The sequence below is a fragment of the Bradyrhizobium sp. USDA 336 genome, assembly GCF_044908355.1.
In the GTDB taxonomy this organism is placed as follows: domain Bacteria; phylum Pseudomonadota; class Alphaproteobacteria; order Rhizobiales; family Xanthobacteraceae; genus Bradyrhizobium; species Bradyrhizobium yuanmingense.
Genome location: NZ_JBIYDC010000002.1, coordinates 6,475,268 through 6,500,752, shown reverse-complemented (window position 1 = coordinate 6,500,752; position 25,485 = coordinate 6,475,268). Strand labels below are relative to the sequence as shown.

Here is a 25,485-nt window from a genome sequence, read left to right as displayed (position 1 = left end):
TCGGAGAGATCACGCCATGGAACACCCGAACTACAGGATCGCCCTCATCGTCGGTGCCGGCGAAGGCCTCAGCGCATCGCTGGCGCGCCTGCTGGCGGCGCAGGGCATCCGCGTCGCGCTCGCCGCACGCAAGATCGAGAAGCTTGGCGCGCTCTGCACGGAGACCGGGGCCAAGGCCTATGCCTGCAACGCCACCGAGCCCGACGAGGTGGAGCGGCTGTTCGGCCTGGTCGAGCGCGAGATCGGCACGCCCGACCTCGTCGTCTACAACGCCTCCGGCCGCACGCGCGGGCCGTTCGTCGACCTCGTGCCGGCCGACGTCGCGCAGGCGATTGCGGTCAGTGCCTATGGCGGTTTCCTGGTGGCGCAGCAGGCGGCCAAGCGCATGCTGCCGCACCAGCACGGCGCGATCCTGTTCACCGGCGCCTCCGCCAGCGTCAAGGGCTATGCGCAGTCCGCTCCCTTCGCGATGGGCAAGTTCGCGCTGCGCGGACTTGCGCAGAGCATGGCGCGCGAACTCTCGCCGCAGGGCATCCATGTCGCGCATTTCGTCATCGACGGCGGCATCAGGAGCGCGAGGCGGCCCGACCCGGCGGATAAGCCGGACTCGATGCTCGATCCCGACGCGATCGCACAGAGCTATTGGAACGTGCTGCAGCAGCCGCGCAGCGCCTGGAGCTGGGAGCTGGAGCTGCGGCCCTGGGTGGAGAGGTTTTGATGGCTTGCGAGGAGCGAAGCGACGAAGCAATCCAGACTGGCTCTACGGAAAGATTCTGGATTGCTTCGCTTCGCTCGCAATGACGAACGAGGGAGGCGAGATGACCACGGAAACCACCATCGACACCGGCACCAATGAGCTCCTCTGCACGGTCCGCGACCGTGTCGCCGTGATCACGCTGAACCGGCCGGAGGCGCGCAATTCGCTGTCGGACGCGCTGACGCCGGCGCTGCGCACGATGATCCGGAGCTGCGGCGAGAATCCCGATGTCGGCGCACTGCTGCTGACCGGCGCGGGCGAAGCCTTCTGCGCCGGCGGCAATGTCAAGGGCATGGGTGCGCATCGCGACAAGGCGAAGCTCGACATGTCCTTTGACGACAAGGTCGTCGACCTGCAGGAGCGGCAGCGGCTGCTCACCGGCGCGCTGGTGTCTGTGCGCAAGCCGACGATCGCTGCGCTTCCCGGCCCCGCGGTCGGCGCCGGGCTCGCCATCGCCATGGCCTGCGACATCCGCATCGCCGCGCAATCCGCCTTCGTCGCCACCGGCTATGCCCGCATCGCGCTGTCAGGCGATTATGGCATCGCCTGGCTGCTCACTCGGCTGGTCGGCACCGCGCGGGCGCGCGAATTGATGTTCACCGGCGACCGCGTCGATGCCGCGCGCGCCGAGGCGATCGGCCTCGTCAACCGCGTCGTGCCCGACGACAAATTGCAGACCGAGGCGTTCGCACTGGCCAAATCGCTCGCCGAAGGCCCGCGCCTCGCGCTGCGCTACATGAAGGACAATCTCGACGAGGCCCTGCTGTTCGACTTCGAAACCGCGCGCGACCACGAAGCCGAGCGGCTGGTCCGCCTCACCACGACCGCCGATCACAAGGAGGCCGTGCAGGCCTTCATCGAGAAGCGGAAAGCGGTGTTCACGGGGAAGTAGTTCCGAAACGAGGCGTCATTCCGGGGCGATGCGCAGCATCGAACCCGGAATCCATCGGGCCGCGAAACGCGCGGTGTAATGGATTCCGGGTTCGCGCTACGCGCGCCCCGGAATGACGATGGAGTGAGAGACCGCAGTGGAAAAAACGCCCGGCGCTGGCTTGGCCAGGCCGGGCTGCAGTCATGTCAGGCCGAGGCTGAGGGGCTGTCGGCCTGACGGGAAAGGGCGGCGAGGCGCCAGCTCGCACAGGGAATGTCTTGCGGAGCGAGGTTGATCTCCTTGTCGAAGCGCACCAGCTTCCAGTCATCAGGGTGGTTGACGAAGGTGAAGCCGGCTTTGCGCGCGAGCGAGACCATGGTCTCGTTCGAGCGCAGCGTGTCGCCGTAGATGTGCTCGGCGCCGAGCGCGGCGGCGCGGCATTCGAGGTTCTTCATCAGCGCGGTGGCGATGCCGTGGCCCTGCCAGCGGTCATCGACCGAGAGGCCAAACTCGAGCGTCGCGGTCTCGGCATGGAAGGCATAGCGCGCTTCGGCGACGATGGTCTCGAAGCCGTCGACCATCATGGTCGTCACGATGGTGAAGCGATCGCGCTCGCCGACCTCAAGGAAATCGTGCAGCAGGCCCTTCGGCAATTCGCTGATCGCGCCGAAGAAGCGGTTGTAGCGCGAGCGGGTCGAGAGCGTGCGGAAATAGTGCTGCAACTCCTCGGTGTCGCGGGGCTCGACGAAGCGGACATTGAGCCGCTCGCCGTGCCTTGTGCTCAGCACGTCCGAATATTGCTTGAGGTCTTCGAGGCGAAGCGAGCTCATGACACATTCCCTGCTGAAATGGGACCGCCGGCGCCCCTGTGCTCAGGCGGCGCCGGCCTGGCGGCCTATCAGGCCCGCCAGAAGGGTTTGTCGGCCTCGTAGGCAATGTCGGACCAGGACAGCCCGACGTCCTGGAGATCGCGGGCGGTCCAGTGGGTCAGCTCGCGCCGGGTCCGGTAGCGCTCGTGCCAGACATGGAGGACCTCGCCGATCTGGTAAAGGACGCCCTGTGCATGATGATTTGTCATCGAATTGTCGGTCAATGTAGACATTTTCAGCTCCTGGAGCTAAGTTGTCCGCTAATATCTGCCTTCTGCTGCGCCGCGACAAACGACAATTTGTACCTTTTCGCATGAAATAACGTCATGCATCCTGCTGCCAAATGACTGCCAGATTGCCCTCCCTGAACGGATTGCGGGCGTTCGAGGCCGCCGCGCGCCATCTCAGCTTCACGCTCGCAGCCAGCGAGCTGAACGTGACCCAGACCGCGATCAGCCATCAGATCCGCAGGCTGGAGGAGGAGCTCGGCATCCGCCTGTTTATCCGGCAGAACCGCGCTCTAGCGCTGACGCCGGAGGCGCGCGACTATTTGCCGGGCGTCCGCGCCGCCTTCAACGATTTGCGCCTCGCCACCGACCGCCTGCTGCGGAAGGAGGACGACAAGGTGCTGACCGTGTCGACGCTGGCCTCGCTCGCCGCCAAATGGCTGCTGCCGCGGCTGACCGATTTCCAGGAGCAGCATCCCGGGATCGACGTGCGCATCACCACCTCGACCAGCCTGGTCGATTTCCAGCGCGACAATGTCGATGCCGCGATCCGCTATGGCCGCGGCCAATGGCCGGGCCTGCGCGCCGACTGGCTGATGGCGGACGAGCTGTTTCCGGTGTGCAGCCCGTCGCTGCTGCGCGGCGACAAGCCGCTGCGCCGCCCCGAGGACCTGCGCAACCATCCGCTGCTGCACACGTCGAGCACCAATAGCGACGACTGGCGGCTGTGGCTGACCGCGGCGGGCCTGCCGGCCGATATCGCAAGACACCCCGGCATCACCTTCGACATGATCTTCATGACCATCCAGGCGGCGATCGACGGCATCGGCGTGGCGATGGGACGGACCTCCTACGTGCAGGACGACATCGCCAAAGGTCGGCTCGTCGTGCCGTTCAAGATCGCGCTGCCGGCGGACGCCGGCTTTTACCTGGTCTCGCCCGAGGGCCGTCGCGAGGCGCCAAAGTTGGTCGCTTTTCGCGACTGGATGATCGCTGCAGCGCAAAATAAAGCCTGAAAATTCATCAGCTTCCCCGGCGAAATCGGTTGACTCGCCTCGCCCCGCGCGGGAAGGGGTATGGCAGATTGTCGCAGCATCAATCTGTCGCCTTGCCGAAAGAACGATTCTCGGCCGGCCACGCCTTTCCAAGGGGAGAACGCCATGGCTGGATCAGCCGCATCGACCAATCCACCCGCGATCAAATCGCGCATCGGCGCCATCCTGCGCGCGACCTCGGGCAATTTCCTCGAGCAGTTCGACTTCTTCCTGTTCGGCTTCTATGCCGCCGCGATCGGCAAGGCGTTCTTCCCCTCCACCAACGAGACGGCCTCGCTACTCAACACGTTCGGCGTATTCTGGCTCGGCGCTCTCATGCGTCCCGTCGGCGCGATCGTGCTCGGCGCCTATATCGACCGCATCGGCCGCCGCCAGGGCCTGATCGTCACGCTCGGCATCATGGCCTTCGGCACCGTCGTCATCGCGTTCTGCCCGAGCTACGCGACCATCGGCATCGCCGCGCCAATCATCGTGCTGATCGGCCGGCTGCTGCAGGGCTTCTCGGCGGGCGTCGAGCTCGGCGGCGTTTCGGTATATCTCGCGGAAATCGCAACGCCCGGCAATCGCGGCTTCTACACCTCGTTCCAATCGGCGAGCCAGCAGGTCGCGATCTTCGTGGCCTCGATCCTCGGCTTCATCCTCTCGGAGGTGATGCCGGCCGACTTGGTGGCCGCCTGGGGCTGGCGCATTCCCTTCTTCGTGGGCTGCCTGATCATTCCGCTGATCTTCATCCTGCGGCGGACGCTGGAGGAGACGCCGGCCTTCCTTGCCATGAGAAAGCATCCGACGACGCGCGAGGTGTTCGCCTCCGCACTCACCAACTGGCGCATCGTCGTGCTCGGCATGATGATCGCGATCCTGACCACGACGACGTTCTATTTCGTCACCGTCTACACGCCCACCTTTGGCAAGACTGTGCTGAAGCTGTCGACGCAGGACGCGTTGCTCGTGACATTGCTCGTCGCAGTGAGCAACTTCATCTGGAATCCGGTCGGCGGCGCGCTGTCCGATCGCATCGGCCGCAAGCCGGTGCTGCTCGCCATCGCCGGCCTCTCTCTCGTCACCGCCTATCCGGCGCTGCACTGGCTGGTGGCCGCGCCGACGTTCGGCAAGTTGCTCGCGGTCGAGATGATGTTCTCGTTCTATTTCGGCGTCTACAGCGGCACCATGCTCGGCGCACTCGTCGAGATCGTGCCGGCGCACGTGCGCACCACCTGCTTCTCGCTCGCCTTCGCGCTCGCCGCCGCCCTGTTCGGCACCTTCACGCCGTTCGCCTCGACCTGGCTGATCGAGCGCACCGGCGACAAGGCCGCGCCTGGCTTCTGGCTAATGTTCGCCGCCCTGCTCGGCATCATCGCGGCCTCGACGGTGTATCGCGGCGGCGGCACAGTGCCGGCCTATGATGCGGTGCCGGAGCCGGTGGCGGGGCGCTAGACGGTGTCATTTCGGGACGCGCACTCTCTTCATCTCTCCCCGCTTGCGGGGAGAGGTCGAATTCGATCGCAGATCGAATTCGGGTGAGGGGGTACAGGTATCTCGACGACCGCTCGTGTTGAGAGAGGCCCCTCACCCCAACCCTCTCCCTGTAAGAACGGGGCGAGGGAGCGCACCGCCGGTGCGGCTTAGATTTCGACCACCACGTAGTCGCTCTCGACTTTCACCGGGATGGTCTCCGCGACATAGGGCCCCTTCACCACGCTCGCGCCCGGCTCGACATGGGCGGGATAGGCCTTCACGCGGAAACGGCGGGGGTCGCAATAGGATTGGCCGGTGCGGATGTCGAACTCCCAGCCGTGCCAGGGGCAGCGGATGATCTCACCCAGCTTGGTGTATTCGATCTCGCCGGGATTGCGCGACTGGGCGAGACCGATCAACGGCCCCTCGCACAGCGCAGCGCCCTGATGCGGGCAGCGGTTCATCAGGCCGAAATATTCGCCTTTGATGTTGAAGACTGCGATCGGCCGCCCGTCGATCTCCAGGAATTTTCGCGTGCCGGGCGGGAGTTCATCCACTGGCGCAATGACGTGCCGCGCCATCAATTGATTCCGTACAGCTTCTTCGCATTGCCGAGATAGAACGCCTCGCGGTTGGCCTCGCTGACTCCCGCTGGCAGCACGCGCGACGGCTCGTCATAGTCCCAATGCGGATAATCGGTGGCGAACAAGAGACGATCCCAGCCGATCCATTTGATGACGTCGAACAGATCCTCGCGCCTTTCAGGATCTTCCATCGGCTGCGTCGTCCACCACACCTGCTCGCGGATATATTCCGACGGCGGCCGTTTTACATGCGGCACCTCGCTCCTGAGCCGCTGCCAGGCCTTGTCCAGCCGCCACGCCAGTGACGGCGCCCAGCCGAAGCCGGCCTCGATCATCACCATCTTCAATTTCGGGAAGCGCTCGAACACGCCCTCCAAAACCAGACTTGCAAGCGCCGATTGCTGGCACTGCGAATGCCCGACCATCTCCTCGATGTAATAGGATGGCCAGCCCGACGGCGTGATCGGATTGCCGCCGAAGCCGAAGGCGTGGACGCCGACCGGGAGCCCCGCTTCTTCTGCGGCCTGGTAGATCGGCCAATAGCGACGCTGGCCGAGCGGCTCGACATTGCGGCTGAGCAGCAGCACCTGCACGAAATTCTTGTCGCCGGCGCGCTCGCGAATCTCGGCGGCGGCCGATAGCCCGTCCTCATTGCCGACCACGATCGAGGCCTTCAACCGCTTATCTTTGCTGGTCCATTTGTCGATCTGCCAATCGTTGATGGCCGAGCACAGCGCGGCTGAGAGCTCGTGATTGCGGATGCCCTGCCCGGTGTTGAGCGGGTTGAGCACGCCCAGCTGCACGTTGTTGGGATCGAGCAATTGCTTCTGCATGAAGGCGAGTGAAGAGCCCTGCGGGCCGCCTTCCGGCGGATAGGCATCGCGGCGCGAGGCGTTGGGCTGGGCCTTTGGATAGGGCGGGCCTTCCAGCATGCCCTGATAGGCATGGACGCCGTAAATTTCGAGATGATGCTGCCAGCGTTTGGCGAGGTAGGGATAGAGCTCGGTGGGGGTCGTTCGTGCCGGATGGATGTCGCAGTCCGCGATTGCGGTCTTGACGGTCAGTGGGGAAGCGGCTTCTTGGTTCTCGCGGAACTGGATATTCATCGCCTTGCCTCCTTTGGCAGCGGGCTCATGTCAGGCGGGGATAGGTTGCATGCGGATTGTCGATCATGATCTTGCGCACGAGATCGGGGGACAGACCTTCGGGCAGCGCGTCCTGGCCGTCGAACTGCCAGTGCGGATAGTCCGTGGAGAATAGGACCAATTCGTCCGACTGCATATGATCAAACAGGCGAATTAATGTCTCGGGTTCCGGCGGGGCATCAAATGGCTGTAACGAGAAGCGGATGTTGCTGCGCACAATCTCCAGCGGCGCGCGATCGACCCACGGCGTCTCCATCCGCACCCCGCGCCAGAACTTGTGCAGACGCCACAGATAGGGCGCGATCCAGGACACGCCGGACTCCAGCATCACCATTTTCAGCCGCGGATATTTGGCGAACACGCCCTCGACGATCAGGCTGGTGAGCTGGGTTTGGAACGCCTGGGCCTGCCCGACATAATCCTCGATGTGATAGGACCCCCAGCCCACGGCGGTCGGCGGATTGTGATAGGCGGAACCGGCGTGGATGCCGACCGGGAGTTCCAGACGTTCCGCGGCCTCGTAGATCGGCCACAGCGCGCGCTTGCCGAGCGGCGTATCGCCCATCACCAGCATCAGCACCTGCACGAAGCGCTCGTCCGGTGCACAGCGCTCGATCTCGGCAACCGCTTTCTCGACGCTTTGCGTGGGGATCACGATCGAGCCGCGGAGCCGCGCGTCGCGATCGAGCCACTCCTTCGCCAGCCAATCATTCAGCGCGCGGCAGAAGGCCGCCTGCATGTCTTCCGAAAACACCATCTGAACGCCGTAGAGCGGATTGCAGATCGCATGCTTGAGCTGGAAGGGATCGAGCACGTGACGCTGCATGGCCTCCAGACTCTCGCCGGGCTTGCCGGTCTCGGGGCGCCAGTCCGGCCGCGCGGTGATCGGCGAGTTCTGCGGATAGGATTGCGAGACAAGGTCGACCATGCCGCGCGTCGTGACCTGATCGCGCCAATAATCGTTCAGGTACGGCAGCAGGCTGGTCAGATGCGGCACGGCCGGATGCACGTCGCAGTCGATGCCGCCGGCGATCAGGGATGCCATTACGTCTCCCTTCTCACGTTTCCTCGCATGTCTCTTCTTATCCCCGCCATTCAAGCAGGCCTGCCCGCCGCCCGCAACTCGGCCAAGCGTCCTGTCATATGCTAGGAAGGCTGAGCTCGGTTGCGAAGGAATGAGGGGTTACGACATGAAAGAGCTCGTCGGCATTGCGGAACAGGTCGCCGCCAAACTGATCGCGCGCAAACAGACCATTGCGGTTGCCGAATCCTCCGCCGGCGGCTTGATCGCGGCCAGCCTGCTCGCGGTGCCCGGCGCATCCGCCTATTTCCTCGGCGGCGCGGTGGTCTATACGCGCGATGCCAGGCGCGTGCTCATGGATATTTCGGACGAAGGAATGAGGGGCTTTCGGTCCTCGTCGGAGCCCTACGCGCAATTGCTGGCCGAGCAGATGCGAACGCGCTTCGACAGCGATTGGGGCCTGTCCGAGACCGGCGCCGCCGGCCCCGCCGGCAACCGCTACGGCGATTCGGCGGGCCATAGCTGCATGGCGGTTGCAGGGCCCGCGCCAGAGGTGATGACGCTGGAGACAGGAAGCAACGACCGGTTCGGCAACATGCAGGTATTCACGGCGACGGCGCTGAAGCTGATGTTGAGGAAGCTTGAGGGGTGATGCGGCTGTGCGATGTGAGCGAGCGGACAAGCTCGCCACATAATCGCTGTCATGCCCCGGCTTGACCGGGGCATCCAGTACGCCGCGTCTTCTCGGTTCTATCACTGCCGTCTCGGAGTACTGGATCGCCCGGTCAAGCCGGGCGATGACGACGGAGTGTGGCGAGACAGCTACCTTTCCAAATGCCGCATGAAAATCCGCACCACATAGCCCGGGAATCGCGGTGCCTCGTCGTAGAGATCGGACGCGATCCGCTCGATGGTCTCACGCAACGACAGGAATTGCGCCTGTCGTGCGCTGCTTTCGGTGCCCTGCATGCCCGCGAGCTCGTCCATCGCGGCGTCGCTGATCTGGCACTGCACGACCTCGCCATCGTTCAGCATGGTGAAGCGAAAGGCCAGCCGTTCCAGATCATGGCCAATGATCTTGTGGCGCATGAGTGGCATCAAGTCGTCCCGGTCGAGCCCCGCGCCGGACAATGCTGAAAATCGCTGCGCTTGTCAGCAGCAAAGTGCGGCCTCGGCCCTACTGGAACGCCACTTCGGCAAAGCTGCGGAGCTTGCGCGAATGCAGCCGTTCCGATTCCTGCTGCTTGAGCCGCTCCAGCGCCTTCAGGCCGATCTCGAGATGCTGGCCGACGCGACGGCGGTAGAATTCGCTGGCCATGCCGGCCAGCTTGATCTCGCCATGCAGCGGCTTGTCGGAGACGCACAGCAGCGTGCCGTAGGGAACGCGGAAGCGGTAGCCGTTGGCGGCGATCGCGGCCGATTCCATGTCGAGCGCCACCGCGCGCGATTGCGACAGCCGGCGGATCACCTCGGGCCCGGAAATTTCCCAATTGCGGTTGTCGACGCTCGCGACCGTGCCGGTGCGCATCAGGCGCTTGAGCTCGAAGCCTTCGAGCCCGGTGACGTCCTCGACCGCCTCCTCGAGCGCGACCTGCATCTCGGCCAGAGCCGGGATCGGCACCCACAGCGGCAGCTCGCGGTCGAGCACGTGATCCTCGCGCACATAGCCGTGCGCCAGCACGTAATCGCCGAGCCGCTGCGTGTTGCGCAGGCCCGCGCAATGGCCGAGCATCAGCCAGGCATGCGGCCGCAGCACCGCGACGTGGTCGGTGACATTGCGCGCATTGGACGGGCCGGTGCCGATGTTGATCAACGTGATGCCGCGATAGCCAGGTGCGACCAGGTGGAAGGCCGGCATCTGCGGTGCACGAGCCGGCGCAGTGCCGCTGATCGCGCCGCCGCTGTTCGTGATCACGTTGCCGGGCGCGACGAAAGCCTCGAGTCCGGCCTCGCCGGACTGCAGCCGCTGCTGGCACGCTTGCGCAAAGGCGTCGACATAGAACTGGTAGTTGGTGAAGATGACGAAGTTCTGGAAATATTCGGGATCGGTGCCGGTGTAGTGATAGAGCCGGCGCAGCGAGTAATCGACGCGGGCGGCGCGGAACAGGGACAGCGGCTCGGGCGCGCCGGGCTGGAGCTCGAAGGTGCCGTCGGCGATCGAATCATCCATCGTCGCGAGAACGGGCACGTCGAACGCATCGCGCAGCGAGCGTGTGACGGACGAGTTCTCGCTGGTGGTGATGGCGGCTTCGATATTGATGTCGCGCCGATAGGCGAAGTGGATCGGGATCGGCTCGGCGGACTCGCCGATCTCGACGGGCACACCGTGGTTCTGGATCAAGAGGCCGAGCTGCTCGGTGAGATAGCTGCGGAACAGATCCGGCCGCGTCACGCTGGTTTCATGCACGCCGGGTCCGGCCACGAAGCCGTAAGCAAGACGTGAATCCAGCCGCGCATGCGTCGCGGTGGTGATACGCACGAAGGGATAGTAGGCGCGAACCCGCGTCGTGATCGCCTCGCCGCCGACATAGGCTTCGAACCGGTCGCGCAGGAATTTCGTGTTGCGCTCGTAGATCTCCTCGAGGCGGGCAACGGCGAGGGACGCGTCGGAGAAGGATTGGGTGGCGATGGAGGGTGGGGATTGCATGGTTCGACCGCCGGATGATTGGGCCTGAGTCGAACTATAGCAAAGAAGGCGGTGTTGTAGGGTGGGCAAAGCGAAAGCGTGCCCACCAATATGCTCATCGTGTGAAAGATCGTGGGCACGGCGCTTTGCGCCTTTGCCCACCCTACGAGACTGGATTGCCTCGCTACGCTCGCAATGACGGGTGAAGATGACGCGATGTCACGCGTCACTTCTCGCGGAACGCCCGCATCAGCTGGTCGTGGAACGGCTTCATCAGATAGGACAGCATGGTGCGGTCGCCGGTCTGGACGAAGGCTTCCACCGGCATGCCGGGGATCATCTTGACGTCGCCGAGCCTGGCGATCTCTTCCGGCGGCATCGAGACGCGGATGGTGTAATGGCTCTGGCCGGTGCGCTGGTCGGTGGTGACGTCGGGCGAGACGCGGCTGACGACGCCGTTGAGCTCGGGCGTGGTGCGCTGGTTGAACGCGGAAAGGCGCAGCAGCGTCTTCTGGCCGATCTGGAGCTTGTCGATGTCGACCGGATTGACCTTGGCCTCGACCTGGAGATCGTCGGCCTGCGGCACGATCAGCATCAAGGTGTCGCCGGCGGTGACGACGCCGCCGATCGTGTGCACGCTCGATTGCAGCACCATGCCGTCCTGCGGCGCGCGGATGTCGACGCGGCGGAGCTGGTCTTCGGCCGCGACCTTGCGCTCGATCAGCTCGCCGATCTTGTCGTTGGTCTCGCGCAGGTCCTTGGAGACCTCGCTGACCACGTCCTTGTCGATCTGGATGATCTGGAGCTCGGTCTCGGTGATCTTGCCCTTGGCCTGGGCGCGCGCGGCGATGTACTGCGCGCGCTCGCCATTGAGGCGGGCCGAGTCGCGTTCGAGCTGGGTCAGGCGCGAGATCTGCACCAGGCGCTTCTCGTAGAGTTCGCGCACGCCGGTGAGCTCGTTCTGCACCAGCGCGATCTCCTGGTCCTTGGCCTTTTCCTGGGCGCTGAGACCTGCGATCTCCTCGTTGAGCTGCGTGATGCGCTCGCGCAGCTGGGCCTTCTGCCCGGTGCGGCCGTTGACGCGGACGTCGAACAGCTTGGTTTCGGCCGACAGCAGCACCTTGACGTCGGGATCGCCCGCCCGATCGAGGAGGCTTTGCGGGAATTCGATCTGGTCGAGACCGCGCTGCTCAGCCTGCAGTCGCGCCGCACGCGCCTGCGCGGCGTCGAGATTCTTGGTGACGATGGCAAGGTTGGCCTTGGTGACGGTGTCGTCGAGCCGCACCACGATGTCGCCGGATTTGACCAGGTCGCCGTCGCGCGCGCGCACCTCGCCGACCACGCCGCCGGTCGGATGCTGCACCTTCTTGACATTGGATTCGACCACGATCTGGCCCGGCGCGATCAGCGCGCCCGAGATCAGGACGGTCGAGGCCCAGCCGCCGAGGCCGACGACCAGGACCAGCACGATCACAAGGCCGAGCATCAGGTGGAACCTGATGGAGTCGCGGACGGTCTTCGCGGCCGCCTTGGTGCCGCCGATGGCCAACGTGCTCATGGCTTCGTGCTCATGGTTTGGCCACTCCGCCTTCGCTGACGATCTTGATCGGCGCCGGCGGCGTCACGCGCGGCTGCAGCACCTGGGCGAGCACCTGCTCCTTCGGCCCAAAGGCCTGCATGCGGCCGTCGCGCAGCACCAGGATCTGGTCGACCGCCTCGACGCCGATCGGGCGGTGCGCCACCACGACGACGATGGCACCGCGCTCGCGCGCCGAGCGGACGGCGCGGGTCAGCGCCTCGTCGCCTTCGGTGTCGAGATTGGAATTGGGCTCGTCGAGCACGATCAGGAAAGGGTTGCCGTAGAGCGCGCGCGCCAGCGCCACGCGCTGGGCTTGACCTGCGGAAAGCGCGGCGCCCTGCTCGCCGACTTGGGTGTTGTAGCCCTCGCGCATCTTGATGATCATCTCGTGCACGCCGGCCTCCTTGGCCGCGGCGATAATCGCCTCGGAGGTGGCCTCGGGATCGAACCGGCTGATGTTCTGCGCGATGGTGCCGCCGAACAATTCGACGTCCTGCGGCAGATAGCCGATATGGCGGCCGAGCGCGTCGCTCGTCCATTGATCGAGCGCCGCGCCGTCGAGCCGCACCTTGCCGCGCACCGGCTGCCAGACCCCGACCAGCGCGCGGATCAGCGACGACTTGCCGGAACCGCTCGGGCCGATCACGCCGAGGCCGTTGCCGGCGGCGAGCGCGAAGGTGACATCCTGCACCACGAGACGCTGATCGCCGGGCGGCACCATGGCGACGCCCTCGACCGAGAGCCGGCTGGTCGGCGCCTGCAACTGGGTTGGCATCGCCTGCGCCGGCATCTGCTCCAACAGGCGCGTCAGACGCTGCCAGCTCTGGCGCGCCGCGACGAAGGATTTCCAATGCGCGATGGCGAGATCGACCGGCGCGAGCGCGCGGGCGGACAGGATCGAGCCGGCGATGATGATGCCGGCGGTGGCCTCCTGGTGGATGACGAGATAGGCGCCGACCGCGAGCACGGCCGATTGCAGCATCATGCGAAGCACCTTGGCGACCGCGCCGAGACCACCGGCGACGTCGCTCGCCCGCTGATTGCCGGCGAGGTATTTTTCGTTGGCCTCGCTCCAGCGCTGGTTCATCCGGCCGGCCATCCCCATCGACACCATCACTTCGGCGTTGCGGCGGCTGGCCTGGGCGAGATCGTTGCGCTGGGCGGCGAGGCCCATCGCCTCCTTCGCCGGCTGGCGCGACATGAACTCGGTCACCAGCGTCAGCCCGACCAGGATGATGGCGCCGACCAGCGCGGTGACGCCGATCAGGACATGGAAAGCGAAGCAGATGGCGAGATAGAGCGGCAGCCAGGGCAGGTCGAAGAACGCGCTCGGGCCCATGCCGCCGAGGAAGGATCGGACATTGTCGAGATCGCGCAGCGGCTGCAGGCCCTCGTTGCGGCTGCCGACCAGCAGCGGCAGGCGCACGATGGTGTCGAACACGCGCTTATTGAGGGCCTCGTCGAGCGCGGTGCCGATCCGCCCCAAGATGCGGTTGCGGATCATGTCCAGCACGCCCTGCGCCATGTAGAGGAAGCTGGCGAGGATGATGAGGCCGACCAGGGTCGGGATGCTGCGGCTCGGCAGCACCCGGTCATAGACCTCCAGCATGAAGATCGACCCGGTCAGATAGAGCAGGTTGATCATGCAGCTCATCAGGCCCACGCCGATGAAGGCCGTGCGACAAGCGCGCAAGGCGTCACCGAGCTCTGAACGGCGGACGCCAGGGATGGCTGCCATCAGTCTGATCTCTTTCGGCTAACGGGCAAAGCCCTGATTTCAAAGGCGATTCAATGAGTACTCGCCTTGGATTAACATCTGTTTTCCGGCCGTCCAACGCGGTCGAATTTAATCCGAGGCCTCATGGGCCACATCTACCCCCGACAGCCTTCCGCGCAAGTCCGGAATTCCACAGGCTTGCGGCTTTTTCTTGCAGGCTTTCAGCCGCTTCCGCGAAAAGCGCGGCTCAAGTTCCGCTCAGCCGAATGCAGAGGCTAGAGCCGGCCCCCGCCGCGCACCAGGCGGACCACCAGCAGCAGGATGACCGCGCCGATGGCAGAATAGACGATCTGGGAGATCAAGCCGGTGCCCAGGCGAATGCCGAGCTTTGGAAACAGCAGGCTTGCCACCAGCGCACCGCAGATGCCGATCACGATGTCGCCGATAAGGCCGAACCCGGCGCCCCGCACGATCTTGCCGGCGAGCCAACCGGCGACGAGACCGACGAACAGGATAACGAGCAGGCCTTCGTTGGAAATGTACATCCGTGAGGTTCCTCTCCGTGAACGGAGCCATGGAACGGGAACCGGAATGAACGGGGTGTGAATGCTGGAGGCTCGCTCAGCCCGGCTCATTCATCCGAACTATGATACTGCGGTGACCGGCTCCGCCAGCACGCACCTCGCCGCCCGGCCCGACCCGACCTCGACATTGGCAGGCAATTGCTCCAGGCAGCGCGGCTCGGCGAGCTTGCAGCGGGGAGCAAAGGAGCAATTGTGCGGCTTCTCGGCCAGCGACGGCGGCGTGCCGGGGATGGTCTCCAGCCGCTGTCCGCGCCTGGCGCCGTGGATGGTGGAGGCGAGCAGGCCCCTGGCATAGGGATGCACCGGCGAGCGGACGATGTCGCGCAAGGTGCCCTGCTCCACGATCTGGCCGGCATACATCACCGCGACGCGGTCGCAGATCTCGATCGCAACGCCGATGTCGTGGGTGACGAAGATGACGGACATGCCGAACTCGCGCTGGAGTTCGCGCAGCAAGAGCAGAATCTGGATCTGCACGGTGGCATCGAGCGCCGTGGTCGGCTCGTCCGCCAGCAGGATTTTTGGCCGGCAGGCCAGCGCCAGCGCAATCATGGCGCGCTGCCGCATGCCGCCGGACATCTCGTGCGGATAAGCGTCCAGCCGCCGCTTGGCGGAGGGAATGCGCACGACCTCGAGCATCTCCAGCGCCCGCGCCCTACCCTCCGCATAAGATTTGCCTTCGTGACGCACCACGCTTTCGGCGATCTGCGCCCCGATCGTGTAGACCGGATCGAGCGCCAACGCCGGCTCCTGGAAGATCATCGAGACGGTCTGGCCGCGAAACGACGACAGCTGCTCGTCGTTCATGGCGAGCACGTCACGACCCAACACATTGACCGTGCCTGAGATCTGCGTGCGCTTCCTCGGCAACAGCCGCATCAGCGCACGCAAGGTCACGCTCTTGCCGGAGCCGGATTCGCCGAGCAGGCCCAGCACCTCACTGTTGCCGAGCGAGAGGCTGAGATCGTTCACGGCATAGACCGTGCGCTCGCCGGTGAAGCGGATGTTGAGGCCTGAGATCTCGACGAGTTTTGTCATGACGGCAGTTTCGGCAATCGATCGTGATAATCGGTGACGCGCTGGAACGCGGCGCCGATGGTCAGCAGGGTGGCTTCGTCGAAGGAGCGGCCGATCAGCTGCATGCCGACCGGCAGGCCGGTCGTGGTGAAGCCCGACGGAATGGTCAGTGACGGCAAGCCCAGGAAATTCACCGGGCGGGTGAACAGCGTCAGCCGCTGCAACAGCGCCGGCGCGTTCGGGCCGCCACCGACGTCGCTCTCCTCGATCGTCGGCGCCGGCACTGGGGACGCCGGCGCGATCACCGCATCGACGCCTGCCGTCGCGGCATTGTGGGCCGCGAGCGCCGGCCCGCGCCAACGCATCGCCTCGAGGTAAGTGATGGCGGGAACGGCGAGGCCGTTCTGAAGCCGCATCAAGACCTGCGGGCCATAGTCCTGCGGACGTTCGATCATCCAGCGCTTGTGGAAGGCGGCAGCTTCCGCGGCGAGCACGAGCTGGCTGGCCGAGGACAATTGCCGCTGGTCGGGCAGCTCGACGGGGACGATGTCGGCGCCCTCGCGCTTGAGTACCGCGATGGTCTCGTCGAGCACGCGCGCGACCTCGCTGTCGAGATCGTCGACATAGAACGAGGCGGGCACGCCGATCTTCAGACCTTTGAGCGAGCTCTTGGTGGCTGCGACGTAGTCCGTGAGCGGCTCGTGGCTGCAGGTCGAATCGGCGGGATCCGGCCCGGCCATCAGCGCCAGCAACAGCGCGCAATCCTCGGCCGTGCGGGCCAGCGGGCCGACGGTGTCGAGCGATTGCGACAGCGGCATTGCGCCGGCGCGGCTGACGCGGCCCACCGTGGTCTTGAGCCCCGTGACGCCACAGAAATGCGCGGGCATGCGGATCGAGCCGCCGGTGTCCGAGCCGAGCGCCGCATAGGTCAGGCGCGCGGCCACCGCCGAGCCGGAGCCGGATGAGGAGCCGCCGGTGATATGGGCGACGTTCCAGGGATTGCGCACCGGACCGTAATGGGCGTTGTGCCCGGTCGGGCCATAGGCGAACTCGGCGAGATGCAGCGTGCCGAGCCGGACCTGGCCGGCGTCCTTGAGCCGCTGCAAGGCGGTGGACGTGACGTTCGGCACGAAGTCGCGGCGGATCAGCGAGCCGCAGGTCGAGACGTGGCCGGCATCGTAGTACATGTCCTTGTGCGCAAGCGGCACGCCATGCAGGGGACCGCGGACATTGCCCTTGGCAAGCTCGGCATCGGCGGCATCCGCCGCTTTCAATGCAGCCTCGGCCTCGATCGACATGAAGGCGTTGAGATGCGGCTGCCACTGCGCGATGCGCTGCAGCAGCGCACGCGTCGCCTCGTGCGAGGACACCTGCTTCATCGCGATCGCGCGCGCGACCTCGGTGAGCGTCATCAGAGCGGGCTCGCGGCTCATTTCGACACCTTCTGCGTCTGCGCGAGCACGTAAGTTGCGGGCTCCAGATCGAACGGCAGCGTGCCGGCGATCGCGGCGAAGCCTTCGAAGGCGGGCCCGATGGCATTGGAGATGCGGATCGCGATCTCGTCGTCCACGGGCACGCCGGCGATATGCGCGATCGGCTTGATCTCTTTCGGTGTCGGTCTCGTCATGCGGTGTCTCCCCTGGGGGCGCGGCTATGGCCTGAGCCCGGTATGGCCATGTAGCACGCGGCCTCGTGACCCATATTATCCAGCGCGGTGAGCTTTGGTGTCGCATTTGCGCAGAGCGGCTCCGCAAACGGGCAACGGGTGTGGAAACGGCAGCCGGGGGGCGGATCGATCGGATTGGGCGGATCGCCCGTGATCGGGGGCGTCTCGGTGCGCCTGTCGGGATCGGAAGACGGCATCGCCGCGAGCAGCGCGCGGGTGTAGGGATGGGCCGGGCTGTCCCAGACCTGGTCGACCGGGCCGAGCTCGACGACCTCGCCGAGATACATCACCAGCACGCGGTCCGAGATGTAGCGCACCACGTTGAGGTCGTGGCTGATGAAGAGATAGGTGAGGCCGAATTCGCGCTTGAGATCGGCGAGCAGATTGAGCACCTGCGCCTCGACGGATTTGTCGAGCGCCGAGACGGCCTCGTCCAGGATCACCAGCCGCGGCGACAGCGCCAGCGCGCGGGCGATGTTGACGCGCTGGCGCTGGCCGCCGGAGATCTCGTGCGGATAGCGGTTGGCGAAGTTTTCCGGGCGCAGGCCGACCTTGCCGAGCAGCTCGCGCGCCAGATTGCGCGCCGAGCCATCGGCCATGCCGTGGACCTTGGGACCGAAGGCGATCGACTCCTCGATCGTCAGGCGCGGATTGAGCGAAGCGTAGGAATCCTGGAACACCATCTGCATGCCGCGGCGCAGCTCGCGCAAGCTCAGCGACTGACCGACGGTCATGCCGTCATAGATGATGTCGCCGTCATCGCGCGGCATCAGGTGCATCAGGAGCCGCGCGGTCGTGGACTTGCCGCAGCCGGACTCGCCGACGATGCCGACCGTCTCGCCCTTGGCGACGGAGAAGGAGACATTGTCGACGGCACGCACCGTGCGCTTGGCGGCGAACAGGCCGCCGCGCACCGGAAAGTGCTTGGTCAGGCCGTTGACCTGAAGCAGCGGCTGCGCGAGCCCGCCGCGGTCCTCGACCGGCTCCAGCATTTCGACGGAGGCATTCTCGCTCATGGCAGCGATCTCCCACCTCTCCCCATCGGGGAGAGGTCGGCGCGCAGCGCCGGGTGAGGGGGCGCGGCAGACTCGGTGGAGCGTAACCCCTCACCCGGATTGCATCTTGCGATGCAATTCGACCTCTCCCTGCGGGAGAGGTGTGGCACCGCCGCCGCGGCAAGCTGCGTCCTTCTCATCGTCAATTCCTGATGTCCATGGCGCTGCGCAGGCCGTCCGAAAGGAGATTGAAGCAGATCGAGACTGCGAAGATCATTGCGCCCGGCAAGGCTGCGACCCAGGGATTGACGTAGATCGCGGTGCGCAGCGTGTTCAGCATCAGGCCCCATTCCGGCTCCGGCGGCTTGGTGCCGAGGCCGAGGAAGGACAGACCGGCCGCCAGGATCATCGAGACCGAGATCAGACTGGTGGCATAGACGAAGATCGCGCCGAGCACGTTGCCGAGGATGTGGACGCGCATGATGGTGAAGGCGCCAGCGCCGGAGGCACGGGCGGCCTCGACGAAGTCCATGTTGCGCACGCCGGTGGTGACGCTCTCGGCGACGCGGGTGATCTGCGGCACGAACACGATGGTCAGCGCCACGATGGAGTTGAGGATGCCGGCGCCGAGCGCGCCAGAGATCGCGATCGCCAGCAGCACCGACGGGAAGGCGTAGAACACGTCCACCGTGCGCATGATCGCGGTGTTGAGCTTGCCGCCGACATAGCCGGCAATGATGCCGAGCGAGGTCCCGATGCAGAAGGCCAGGATCACGGGCAAAATGCCGATCACCAGCGACAGCCGGCCGCCATAGATCAGCCGCGCCAACATGTCGCGGCCGAGCTCGTCGGTGCCGAGCGGATAGCCTGTGGTGCCGATGTGGCGGAGCCGGCGGATCATCGAACCCTTGTAGGGGTCTTCGAGACCGAGCCACGGCGCGAGGATCGCGGAGAGGAAGATCAGCAGCAACACCAGCGCGCAGGCCATGCTGACCTTGTCGCGCATGATGCGGCGGCCGACGGTCGCCCAATAGCCGCGCGCCTTGGTGGCAGGCGCCGCCTGCAGCGCGGCGTCGGCGGTGGCGGACAGCGGAAGCTCGCTCATCGGCTGGCTCCCGTTGCGTATCGGTGTGGTCGGTGCGAACCGCTTGGTCGGTTAACCTCTCCCGCTTGCGGGAGAGGTCGTCGCGAAGCGACGGGTGAGGGCTTTCGCCTCTTGGGGGTTCTCGCGAGCGGAGACACCCTCTCCCCAACCCTCCCCCGCTCGCGGGGGAGGGAGCGCACCGGCTTCGCGGCTATAGCTCGGCTCAAATGCATCCCGCTAGCCCCGCTTGATGCGCGGGTCGATCGCGGCTTGGGCGATGTCGACCAGGAGATTGAGGAAGACGAAGAACAGCGCCAGGATCAGGATCGTGCCCTGCAGCAGCGGCAGGTCGCGCTGGAAGATCGCCGAGTTGAGCAGGAAGCCCGAGCCAGGCCAGGAGAACACGGTCTCGATCAGGATCGAGCCGCCGAGCATGTAACCGAGCTGCAGCCCCATCACCGCGAGCGCGGTGGGCGCGGCGTTCTTGATGACGTGGCGGAACACGCCGCGCTCGTGCAGGCCTTTTGCGCGCAAGGCCTCGACGAAATCCTGCGATAGGATGTCGCCGGTGAGCGCGCGCACCGTGCGGGTGACGATGCCCATCGGGATCACCGACGTCGTGATCGCCGGCAGCACCAGATATTTGAGGTGCGCCCAATCCCAGGCCCAGGAGTTGGAGCCGCTGGGGCCGGCGCCGACCGCGGGCAGCCAGTTCAGCTGGACCGAGAAGATGATGACGAGCAGCATGCCGAGCCAGTAATGCGGCACCGAGACGCCGGCGATGGCAAAGGAGGTCGCGACCTTGTCGATCCAGGTCTCGCGGAAATAGCCGGCGATCAGGCCGAGCAGGACGCCCATGGTGAAGCCGATGATGGCGGCGGCAATCGCGAGCGTGACGGTGTTGCCGACCGCGCGCATGACCTCGGCGAGCACCGGACGCCCCGTCGCGATGGAATTGCCGAGATCGCCGTGAAGGGCACGCAGCAGCCACAGGCCGAACTGCACCGGCAGCGGCCGGTCGAAGCCATAGGCGGCGCGCAGCTGCGCGGCGAGCTCCTGCGACGCATCGGCCGGCAGCACCGCGACCAGCGGATCGCCCGGCGTGATGTGCACGAGCAGGAAGCACACCAGCGCGACGCTGATGACGATCGGGACGACGTAGACAATGCGTCTGGCGGTATAGGCGAGCACGTTGGATTACTCAGGTTAGTGCGTAGAGGTCGTCATGGCCGGGCTTGTCCCGGCCATCCACGTTTTCTTGCTCCGTCATTCCCGGACGATGCGAAGCATCGAACCCGGAATCTCGAGATTCCCCGGTGCGCAATTGCGCACCTGAGGTCTGGTCCTTCGGACGATCCCGCAATGACGGAGCTGGAGGAGACACGTGGATGCCCGGGTCAAGCCCGGGCATGACGCGTCGATAGAGCGTACTCACCTCACTGCTTGATCGACACCGGCGAGAAGTCGATGAACCAGCTCTTCGGCTGCACGACGCCTGTCACCTTCGGGCTCATGGCGCGCGGGCCGACGTCGTGGGCGACGTAGAGGAAGGCGGCGTCATCGACGGAGGCTGCGTGCAGCTCGGCGAGCGCGGCGTCGCGCGCGGCGGGATCGAAGGTCTGCCGCGCCTTCTTCACCAGCTCGTCGAACTTGGGGTTGTTGATGAAGCCCCAATTGTTCGAGACCGGCGGCGCCATGCCCGACTGCAGGAAGCGCACCAGCGCGAAGAACGGGTCCATCGCCGCGTAGGTGACGTTGGTCGCATGCGCGCCGTTGGCGCTGGGATCCTTGGCGCCGCGGCGCCAGTTGGTGAACAGCGTATTCCATTCGATGACGTCGAGCTGGACGTCGAAATAGCATTCGGCCAGCGCCTGCTGCAGATACTCGTTCATCGGCAAGGGCTGCATCTGGCCCGAGCCGGACGCCGACGTCTGCGTCTTCACGGTCAGCTTCTTGTTGGGACCGTAGCCGGCCTCCTGCATCAGCTTTTGCGCAGCCGCCTTGTCGTACTTGATCTGGAAGGTGGGATTGCCGCGCCAGGGATGGCCGGGCTCGAAGGTGCCGGTCGCCGGCACCATCAGGCCGGCGAGCAGACCGTCCCTGAGGCCTTCGCGGTCGACGCAGAGGTTCGCGGCCTTGCGCACCCGGATGTCGTTCCAGGGCGAGCCCTCGACGCGCGAGAACTGCCATGGCCAGACGTGCGGCTGCTCGTTGGAGTAGAGCTTGAAGCCGCGCTGCTTCAATTCGGGGATCGCGTCCGGTGCCGGCGCCTCGACCCAATCGACCTGGCCGGAGAGCAGCGCCGCGGTGCGCGCGTTGGCTTCCGGCATCGGCAGCAGCACCATCTTGTCGACCTTGGGCACACGATCCTTGTTCCAGTAGTTCGCGTTCTTGACCAGCTCGAGCCGCTCGCGCGGCGTAAAGCTCGCCATTTTCCAGGGACCGGTACCCGAGGCGTCCTTGGCAAACGCAGTCCAGGCGGCCTGCGACTTCGCCTTGGCGTCGGCGCCCTCGGCCTTGTCGTAGAAGGACTGCCACTTCGCCGGGCTCGCCATGAACAGATTGGTGAGGTTGATCGGCAGGAAGCTGTCGGGCTCCTTGGTGGTGAGCTCGACGGTCATGTCGTCGATCTTCTTCGCCGAGGCCAGCGTCGGCATGCGCGAGGCCGTGACGCCGACCTGGCTGGCGTCGAATTGCGGCGCATCCTGCTTCAGCACCTTCTCGACGTTCCACACCACGGCGTCCGCGTTGAACGGCGAGCCGTCGTGGAAGGTGACGCCGGGGCGCAGCTTGAAGACCCATTTGGTCTTGTCGGCATCGTCGACCTTCCACTCGGTGGCAAGACCGGGGATCACCACGCTCGCCTTCTCGGCGGAGGACAGGTCCCAGCCGGTCAGCGCGTCGTACATGGTGAGGCCGGTGAAGCGATTTCCTTCAAAACCCTGATCGGGCTGGCCGAGCGTGCGCGGAATATCGGCAGCGGTCATGCCGATGCGCAGCACGGTCTGCGCGCTCGCCACACGCGGCCATGCGGCGGCTGTTGTTAGAGCGAGCACCGCGATCAGTGCCGCACGTGTCTTCTTCTTAGTAAGCATCGCCTCGTCCTTCTCCGGCTTTGGATGATTAATTTTGATGCAATGGTATGCAATGGCTATGCCAAGGAGAAACTTTTTCTGCAAATCTTGCCTGCGGCGACAAGTCCTTGTGGATCGCCAGGAGGCAACCAGGCGGGCTGCCTATTCTGGCATCAAGATTGCAAGTTCGGCTCCGAAATCCCTGGGAGCTTGGACCATGCGTATTCGCTTATCGACCTGTCTCGCCGTGCTTGCGCTGGCGTCCTCCGCTATCTCGGCGCGTGCCGAAAGTGTTGTGCGCTACGGCATCTCGATGGCGGATATTCCGCTCACCACCGGCCAGCCTGATCGCGGCGCCGGCGCCTATCAGTTCACGGCCTACACGATCTACGATCCGCTGGTCGCCTGGGAGATGGACGTCGCCGACCGCCCCGGCAAGCTGGTGCCGGGTCTTGCCACCGAATGGAAGGTGGACGATGCCGACAAGACGAAGTGGCGCTTCAGCTTGCGCAAGGGCGTGAAGTTTCACGACGGCAGCGATTTCAACGCCGATGCGGTGATCTGGAATCTCGACAAGGTGCTCAACGACAAGGCGCCGCAATTCGACAAGCGGCAGAGCGCGCAGGTGAAAACCCGCCTCCCCTCCGTCGCCAGCTACGCCAAGATCGACGACTTCACGGTGGAGATCACCACCAAGACGGTGGATTCCTTCTTCCCCTATCAGATGCTGTGGTTCCTGGTCTCGAGCCCGGCGCAATATGAAAAGCTCGGCAAGGACTGGGACAAGTTCGCCAGCCAGCCCTCCGGAACCGGCCCGTTCAAGCTGACGAAGCTGGTGCCGCGCGAGCTCGCCGAGCTCAGCAAAAATCCGGACTACTGGAATAAGAAGCGCATTCCCAAGGCCGACAAGATCGTGCTGGTGCCGATGCCGGAAGCGCTGACGCGCACCAATGCGCTGCTCGCCGGCCAGGTCGACCTGATCGAGACACCCGCGCCGGATGCCGTGCCGCAGTTGAAGGCGGCCGGCATGAAGCTGGTCGACAACGTCACGCCGCATGTGTGGAATTATCACCTCAGCGTGCTGCCGGGCTCGCCCTGGACCGACATCCGCCTGCGCAAGGCGCTGAACCTTGCGATCAACCGCGACGAAGTCGTCGGCCTGATGAACGGCCTCGCCAAGCCTGCCAAGGGCCAGGTCGACCCGTCGAGCCCGTGGTTCGGCAAGCCGGGCTTCGAGCTGAAATATGATCTCGCCGCCGCCAAGAAGCTGGTGGAGGAAGCGGGCTATTCCAAAGCAAAGCCGCTGAAGACCACCTTCATCATCGCGCAAGGCGGCACCGGCCAGATGCTGTCGCTGCCGATGAACGAATTCCTGCAGCAAAGCTTCAAGGAGATCGGCATCGAGATCGACTTCAAGGTGGTCGAGCTGGAGACGCTCTATACGCATTGGCGCAAGGGCGCCGCCGACGAGATGAACGCCGGCATCACCTCCAACAACATCGCCTATGTCACCTCAGATCCGCTCTACGCCATCGTCCGCTTCTTCCATTCCGGCCAGATCGCGCCGGTAGGCGTCAATTGGGGCGGCTACAAGAACCCGAAGGTCGACGCGCTGATCGACGAGGCCAAGCAGACTTTCGACAGCACCAAGCAGGATCAATTGCTGGCGCAGGCGCATGCGCTGATCGTGGACGATGCCACGCTGGTGTGGGTCGTCCACGACACCAACCCGCACGCGCTGTCACCGAAGATCAAGCAGTTCGTGCAGGCGCAGCACTGGTTCCAGGACTTGACGACGATCGGGGTGGAGTGAGCAACGCGCAAGGGTGGGCACGGCGCTTTGCGCCTTTGCCCACCCGAGGTCCATGCTCAGCGCGCGCGATCACCGCCCCTTGGTCGGGATCTTGTTGTACGGCACGTCCTTGTCGACGCGGATGTCGCCCGGCAGGCCCAGCACGCGCTCGGCGATGATGTTGCGCAGGATCTCGTCGGTACCGCCGGCGATGCGCATCGAGGGCGAGGACAGCAGCATCTGCTGGAATTGGCCCTGGGCCGTTTCCTCGTCGTTGCCGGTGAGAACACCGGCCGCACCCTGCAGGTCCATGGCGTAAGTCGCGATGTCCTGCAGCATCATGCCCGAGACCAGCTTGCCGATCGAATTCTCCGGGCCCGGGCGCTCGCCTTTCGATAGCGCCGAGATCGTGCGGTAGCTGGTGTATTTCAGCCCGTTCGACTTCGCCGCCCAGCTCGCGAGCTTCGAGCGCACGGCGGGATCGTCGATGGCGAGGCCCTCCTCCAGCATCAGGTTCGAGCAGAGCTCGAACATTTCAGGCACGCCGGTCGCGAGCCGCGCGCCGATCGACATGCGCTCGTTCATCAGCGTGGTCAGCGAGACGTTCCAGCCGTCGCCGACGGCGCCCAGCCGCTGGCTATCGGGGATCACCACATCGGTGAAATAGACCTCGTTGAACTCCTGCATGCCGTTGGCTTGCTTGATCGGCCGCACCTCAACGCCGGGGCTCTTCATGTCCAGGAAGAACATGGTGAGGCCCTTGTGCTTGGGCACGTTCGGATCGGTGCGTGCGATGAGGAGGCCATAGTCGGAATAATGCGCGCCCGAGGTCCAGATCTTCTGGCCGTTGACGACCCAATTGTCGCCCTTCTTCTCCGCGCGGGTGCGCAGGCCCGCGACGTCGGAGCCGGCAGACGGCTCGGAGAACAGCTGACACCAGATCTCCTCGCCCGATGCGAGCTTCGGCAAGTAACGGCGCTTGGCCTCCTCGCTGCCGAACGCCATCACGGTCGGGCCGCACATGCCTTCGCCGATCTGGAACGGCTGCGTCAGCTTGCCGTAGACGCCCTCCTCCTGCTGCCAGATCACTTTCTCGATCGGCGTCGCGCCGCGGCCGCCATACTCCTTCGGCCAGTGCAGGCAGGCCCAATTGCCCTCGAACTTCTTCTTCTGCCAGGCCTTGCCGACATCGACGATGTCGTGATTGGCAAGGCGGATGCGGCCGAGCGAGGACTTTGACAGCTCGCCATGCAGCTCCTTCGGCGCATTGGCCTCGATCCATTTGCGCGCGGTCTCGCGGAACGCGGCTTCCTGCGGGGTGTCGTCGAAATTCATCTTCGAGCTCTCCTCTCTCGTGCCCCGGACGC

At 65.2% G+C, this 25,485-nt stretch carries 24 protein-coding genes; 6 read left to right on the top strand and 18 right to left on the bottom strand.

Going from position 1 to position 25,485, the window contains the following annotated elements; genetic code table 11:
• Positions 1–16: 16 nt before the first annotated feature.
• Together ABIA45_RS31460 and ABIA45_RS31455 are read left to right on the top strand one after the other, a co-directional pair.
• A complete protein-coding gene (locus ABIA45_RS31460; protein WP_404654724.1) occupies positions 17–718 on the top strand; it encodes an SDR family oxidoreductase in 702 nt (233 codons plus the stop codon).
• A gap of 100 nt (positions 719–818) precedes the next feature.
• Positions 819–1,649 carry an enoyl-CoA hydratase gene (locus ABIA45_RS31455; RefSeq protein ID WP_404654723.1) on the top strand — a complete coding sequence of 277 codons (831 nt, stop codon included), beginning with the start codon at positions 819–821 and terminating at the stop codon, positions 1,647–1,649.
• 185 nt (positions 1,650–1,834) lie between these two features.
• Here the strand turns inward: ABIA45_RS31455 and ABIA45_RS31450 are convergent, their stop codons facing one another.
• Entirely contained in the window at positions 1,835–2,458 is a 624-nt protein-coding gene (locus ABIA45_RS31450; protein WP_404654722.1) for a GNAT family N-acetyltransferase, read from the bottom strand.
• Positions 2,459–2,526: 68 nt separating this feature from the next.
• Positions 2,527–2,730, bottom strand: a complete 204-nt coding sequence (locus ABIA45_RS31445; protein ID WP_035997119.1) for a DUF1127 domain-containing protein — start codon at positions 2,728–2,730, stop codon at positions 2,527–2,529.
• 110 nt (positions 2,731–2,840) lie between these two features.
• Between ABIA45_RS31445 and ABIA45_RS31440 the strand changes: the two genes are divergently transcribed.
• Together ABIA45_RS31440 and ABIA45_RS31435 are read left to right on the top strand one after the other, a co-directional pair.
• Complete coding sequence (locus tag ABIA45_RS31440; protein ID WP_157283157.1) at positions 2,841–3,740, top strand: transcriptional regulator GcvA; 900 nt, start codon at positions 2,841–2,843, stop codon at positions 3,738–3,740.
• A gap of 144 nt (positions 3,741–3,884) precedes the next feature.
• Positions 3,885–5,213 (top strand): MFS transporter, encoded by a 1,329-nt coding sequence (locus ABIA45_RS31435; RefSeq protein ID WP_157283158.1) that lies wholly within the window; start codon positions 3,885–3,887, stop codon positions 5,211–5,213.
• 188 nt (positions 5,214–5,401) lie between these two features.
• Here the strand turns inward: ABIA45_RS31435 and ABIA45_RS31430 are convergent, their stop codons facing one another.
• From ABIA45_RS31430 to ABIA45_RS31420, 3 genes are read right to left on the bottom strand one after another with little or no spacing between them, the layout of a single operon-like run.
• Positions 5,402–5,815, bottom strand: coding sequence for a Rieske (2Fe-2S) protein (locus ABIA45_RS31430; RefSeq protein ID WP_157283159.1), 414 nt, complete (start codon positions 5,813–5,815; stop codon positions 5,402–5,404).
• Entirely contained in the window at positions 5,815–6,924 is a 1,110-nt protein-coding gene (locus ABIA45_RS31425; RefSeq protein ID WP_271546013.1) for an amidohydrolase family protein, read from the bottom strand. The genes ABIA45_RS31430 and ABIA45_RS31425 overlap by 1 nt, the downstream gene beginning before the upstream one ends.
• A gap of 25 nt (positions 6,925–6,949) precedes the next feature.
• Positions 6,950–8,008, bottom strand: coding sequence for an amidohydrolase family protein (locus ABIA45_RS31420; RefSeq protein WP_271546015.1), 1,059 nt, complete (start codon positions 8,006–8,008; stop codon positions 6,950–6,952).
• 145 nt (positions 8,009–8,153) lie between these two features.
• Between ABIA45_RS31420 and ABIA45_RS31415 the strand changes: the two genes are divergently transcribed.
• Entirely contained in the window at positions 8,154–8,636 is a 483-nt protein-coding gene (locus ABIA45_RS31415) for a CinA family protein (RefSeq protein ID WP_404545587.1), read from the top strand.
• 170 nt (positions 8,637–8,806) lie between these two features.
• On the opposite strand, the gene ABIA45_RS31410 is transcribed toward ABIA45_RS31415, so the two are convergent.
• The 12 genes from ABIA45_RS31410 to ABIA45_RS31355 form a co-directional block, all read right to left on the bottom strand.
• Positions 8,807–9,115 carry a DUF1488 family protein gene (locus ABIA45_RS31410; protein WP_271546019.1) on the bottom strand — a complete coding sequence of 103 codons (309 nt, stop codon included), beginning with the start codon at positions 9,113–9,115 and terminating at the stop codon, positions 8,807–8,809.
• Positions 9,116–9,161: 46 nt separating this feature from the next.
• Positions 9,162–10,631: an AMP nucleosidase gene (locus ABIA45_RS31405; protein WP_404654721.1), complete on the bottom strand. Its 1,470-nt coding sequence runs from the start codon at positions 10,629–10,631 to the stop codon at positions 9,162–9,164.
• 205 nt (positions 10,632–10,836) lie between these two features.
• On the bottom strand, positions 10,837–12,168 hold the full coding sequence (locus ABIA45_RS31400; protein ID WP_157283165.1) for an HlyD family type I secretion periplasmic adaptor subunit: 1,332 nt from the start codon (positions 12,166–12,168) through the stop codon (positions 10,837–10,839).
• A gap of 10 nt (positions 12,169–12,178) precedes the next feature.
• Entirely contained in the window at positions 12,179–13,927 is a 1,749-nt protein-coding gene (locus ABIA45_RS31395) for a type I secretion system permease/ATPase (RefSeq protein WP_057028339.1), read from the bottom strand.
• A gap of 254 nt (positions 13,928–14,181) precedes the next feature.
• Positions 14,182–14,451, bottom strand: a complete 270-nt coding sequence (locus ABIA45_RS31390; RefSeq protein ID WP_035997080.1) for a GlsB/YeaQ/YmgE family stress response membrane protein — start codon at positions 14,449–14,451, stop codon at positions 14,182–14,184.
• A 99-nt stretch (positions 14,452–14,550) separates the two neighbouring features.
• A complete protein-coding gene (locus ABIA45_RS31385) occupies positions 14,551–15,528 on the bottom strand; it encodes an ABC transporter ATP-binding protein (protein WP_404654720.1) in 978 nt (325 codons plus the stop codon).
• Positions 15,525–16,940 (bottom strand): amidase, encoded by a 1,416-nt coding sequence (locus ABIA45_RS31380; protein ID WP_404654719.1) that lies wholly within the window; start codon positions 16,938–16,940, stop codon positions 15,525–15,527. Before ABIA45_RS31380 ends, ABIA45_RS31385 begins: the two co-directional genes overlap by 4 nt.
• Positions 16,937–17,134 (bottom strand): hypothetical protein, encoded by a 198-nt coding sequence (locus ABIA45_RS31375; RefSeq protein ID WP_036020905.1) that lies wholly within the window; start codon positions 17,132–17,134, stop codon positions 16,937–16,939. Before ABIA45_RS31375 ends, ABIA45_RS31380 begins: the two co-directional genes overlap by 4 nt.
• Positions 17,131–18,189 (bottom strand): ABC transporter ATP-binding protein, encoded by a 1,059-nt coding sequence (locus tag ABIA45_RS31370; protein WP_404654718.1) that lies wholly within the window; start codon positions 18,187–18,189, stop codon positions 17,131–17,133. The genes ABIA45_RS31375 and ABIA45_RS31370 overlap by 4 nt, the downstream gene beginning before the upstream one ends.
• A gap of 181 nt (positions 18,190–18,370) precedes the next feature.
• Entirely contained in the window at positions 18,371–19,273 is a 903-nt protein-coding gene (locus ABIA45_RS31365; RefSeq protein ID WP_057028343.1) for an ABC transporter permease, read from the bottom strand.
• Between the two features lie 216 nt (positions 19,274–19,489).
• Positions 19,490–20,443 carry an ABC transporter permease gene (locus tag ABIA45_RS31360; RefSeq protein ID WP_225127967.1) on the bottom strand — a complete coding sequence of 318 codons (954 nt, stop codon included), beginning with the start codon at positions 20,441–20,443 and terminating at the stop codon, positions 19,490–19,492.
• Between the two features lie 245 nt (positions 20,444–20,688).
• Positions 20,689–22,347 carry an ABC transporter substrate-binding protein gene (locus tag ABIA45_RS31355; protein ID WP_404654717.1) on the bottom strand — a complete coding sequence of 553 codons (1,659 nt, stop codon included), beginning with the start codon at positions 22,345–22,347 and terminating at the stop codon, positions 20,689–20,691.
• Between the two features lie 196 nt (positions 22,348–22,543).
• On the opposite strand from ABIA45_RS31355, the gene ABIA45_RS31350 reads away from it, so the two are divergent.
• Positions 22,544–24,139, top strand: coding sequence for an ABC transporter substrate-binding protein (locus ABIA45_RS31350; protein ID WP_157283171.1), 1,596 nt, complete (start codon positions 22,544–22,546; stop codon positions 24,137–24,139).
• 69 nt (positions 24,140–24,208) lie between these two features.
• Here ABIA45_RS31350 and ABIA45_RS31345 read toward each other — a convergent pair whose 3' ends face one another.
• A complete protein-coding gene (locus ABIA45_RS31345) occupies positions 24,209–25,453 on the bottom strand; it encodes an acyl-CoA dehydrogenase (protein ID WP_404654716.1) in 1,245 nt (414 codons plus the stop codon).
• Positions 25,454–25,485: the final 32 nt, after the last annotated feature.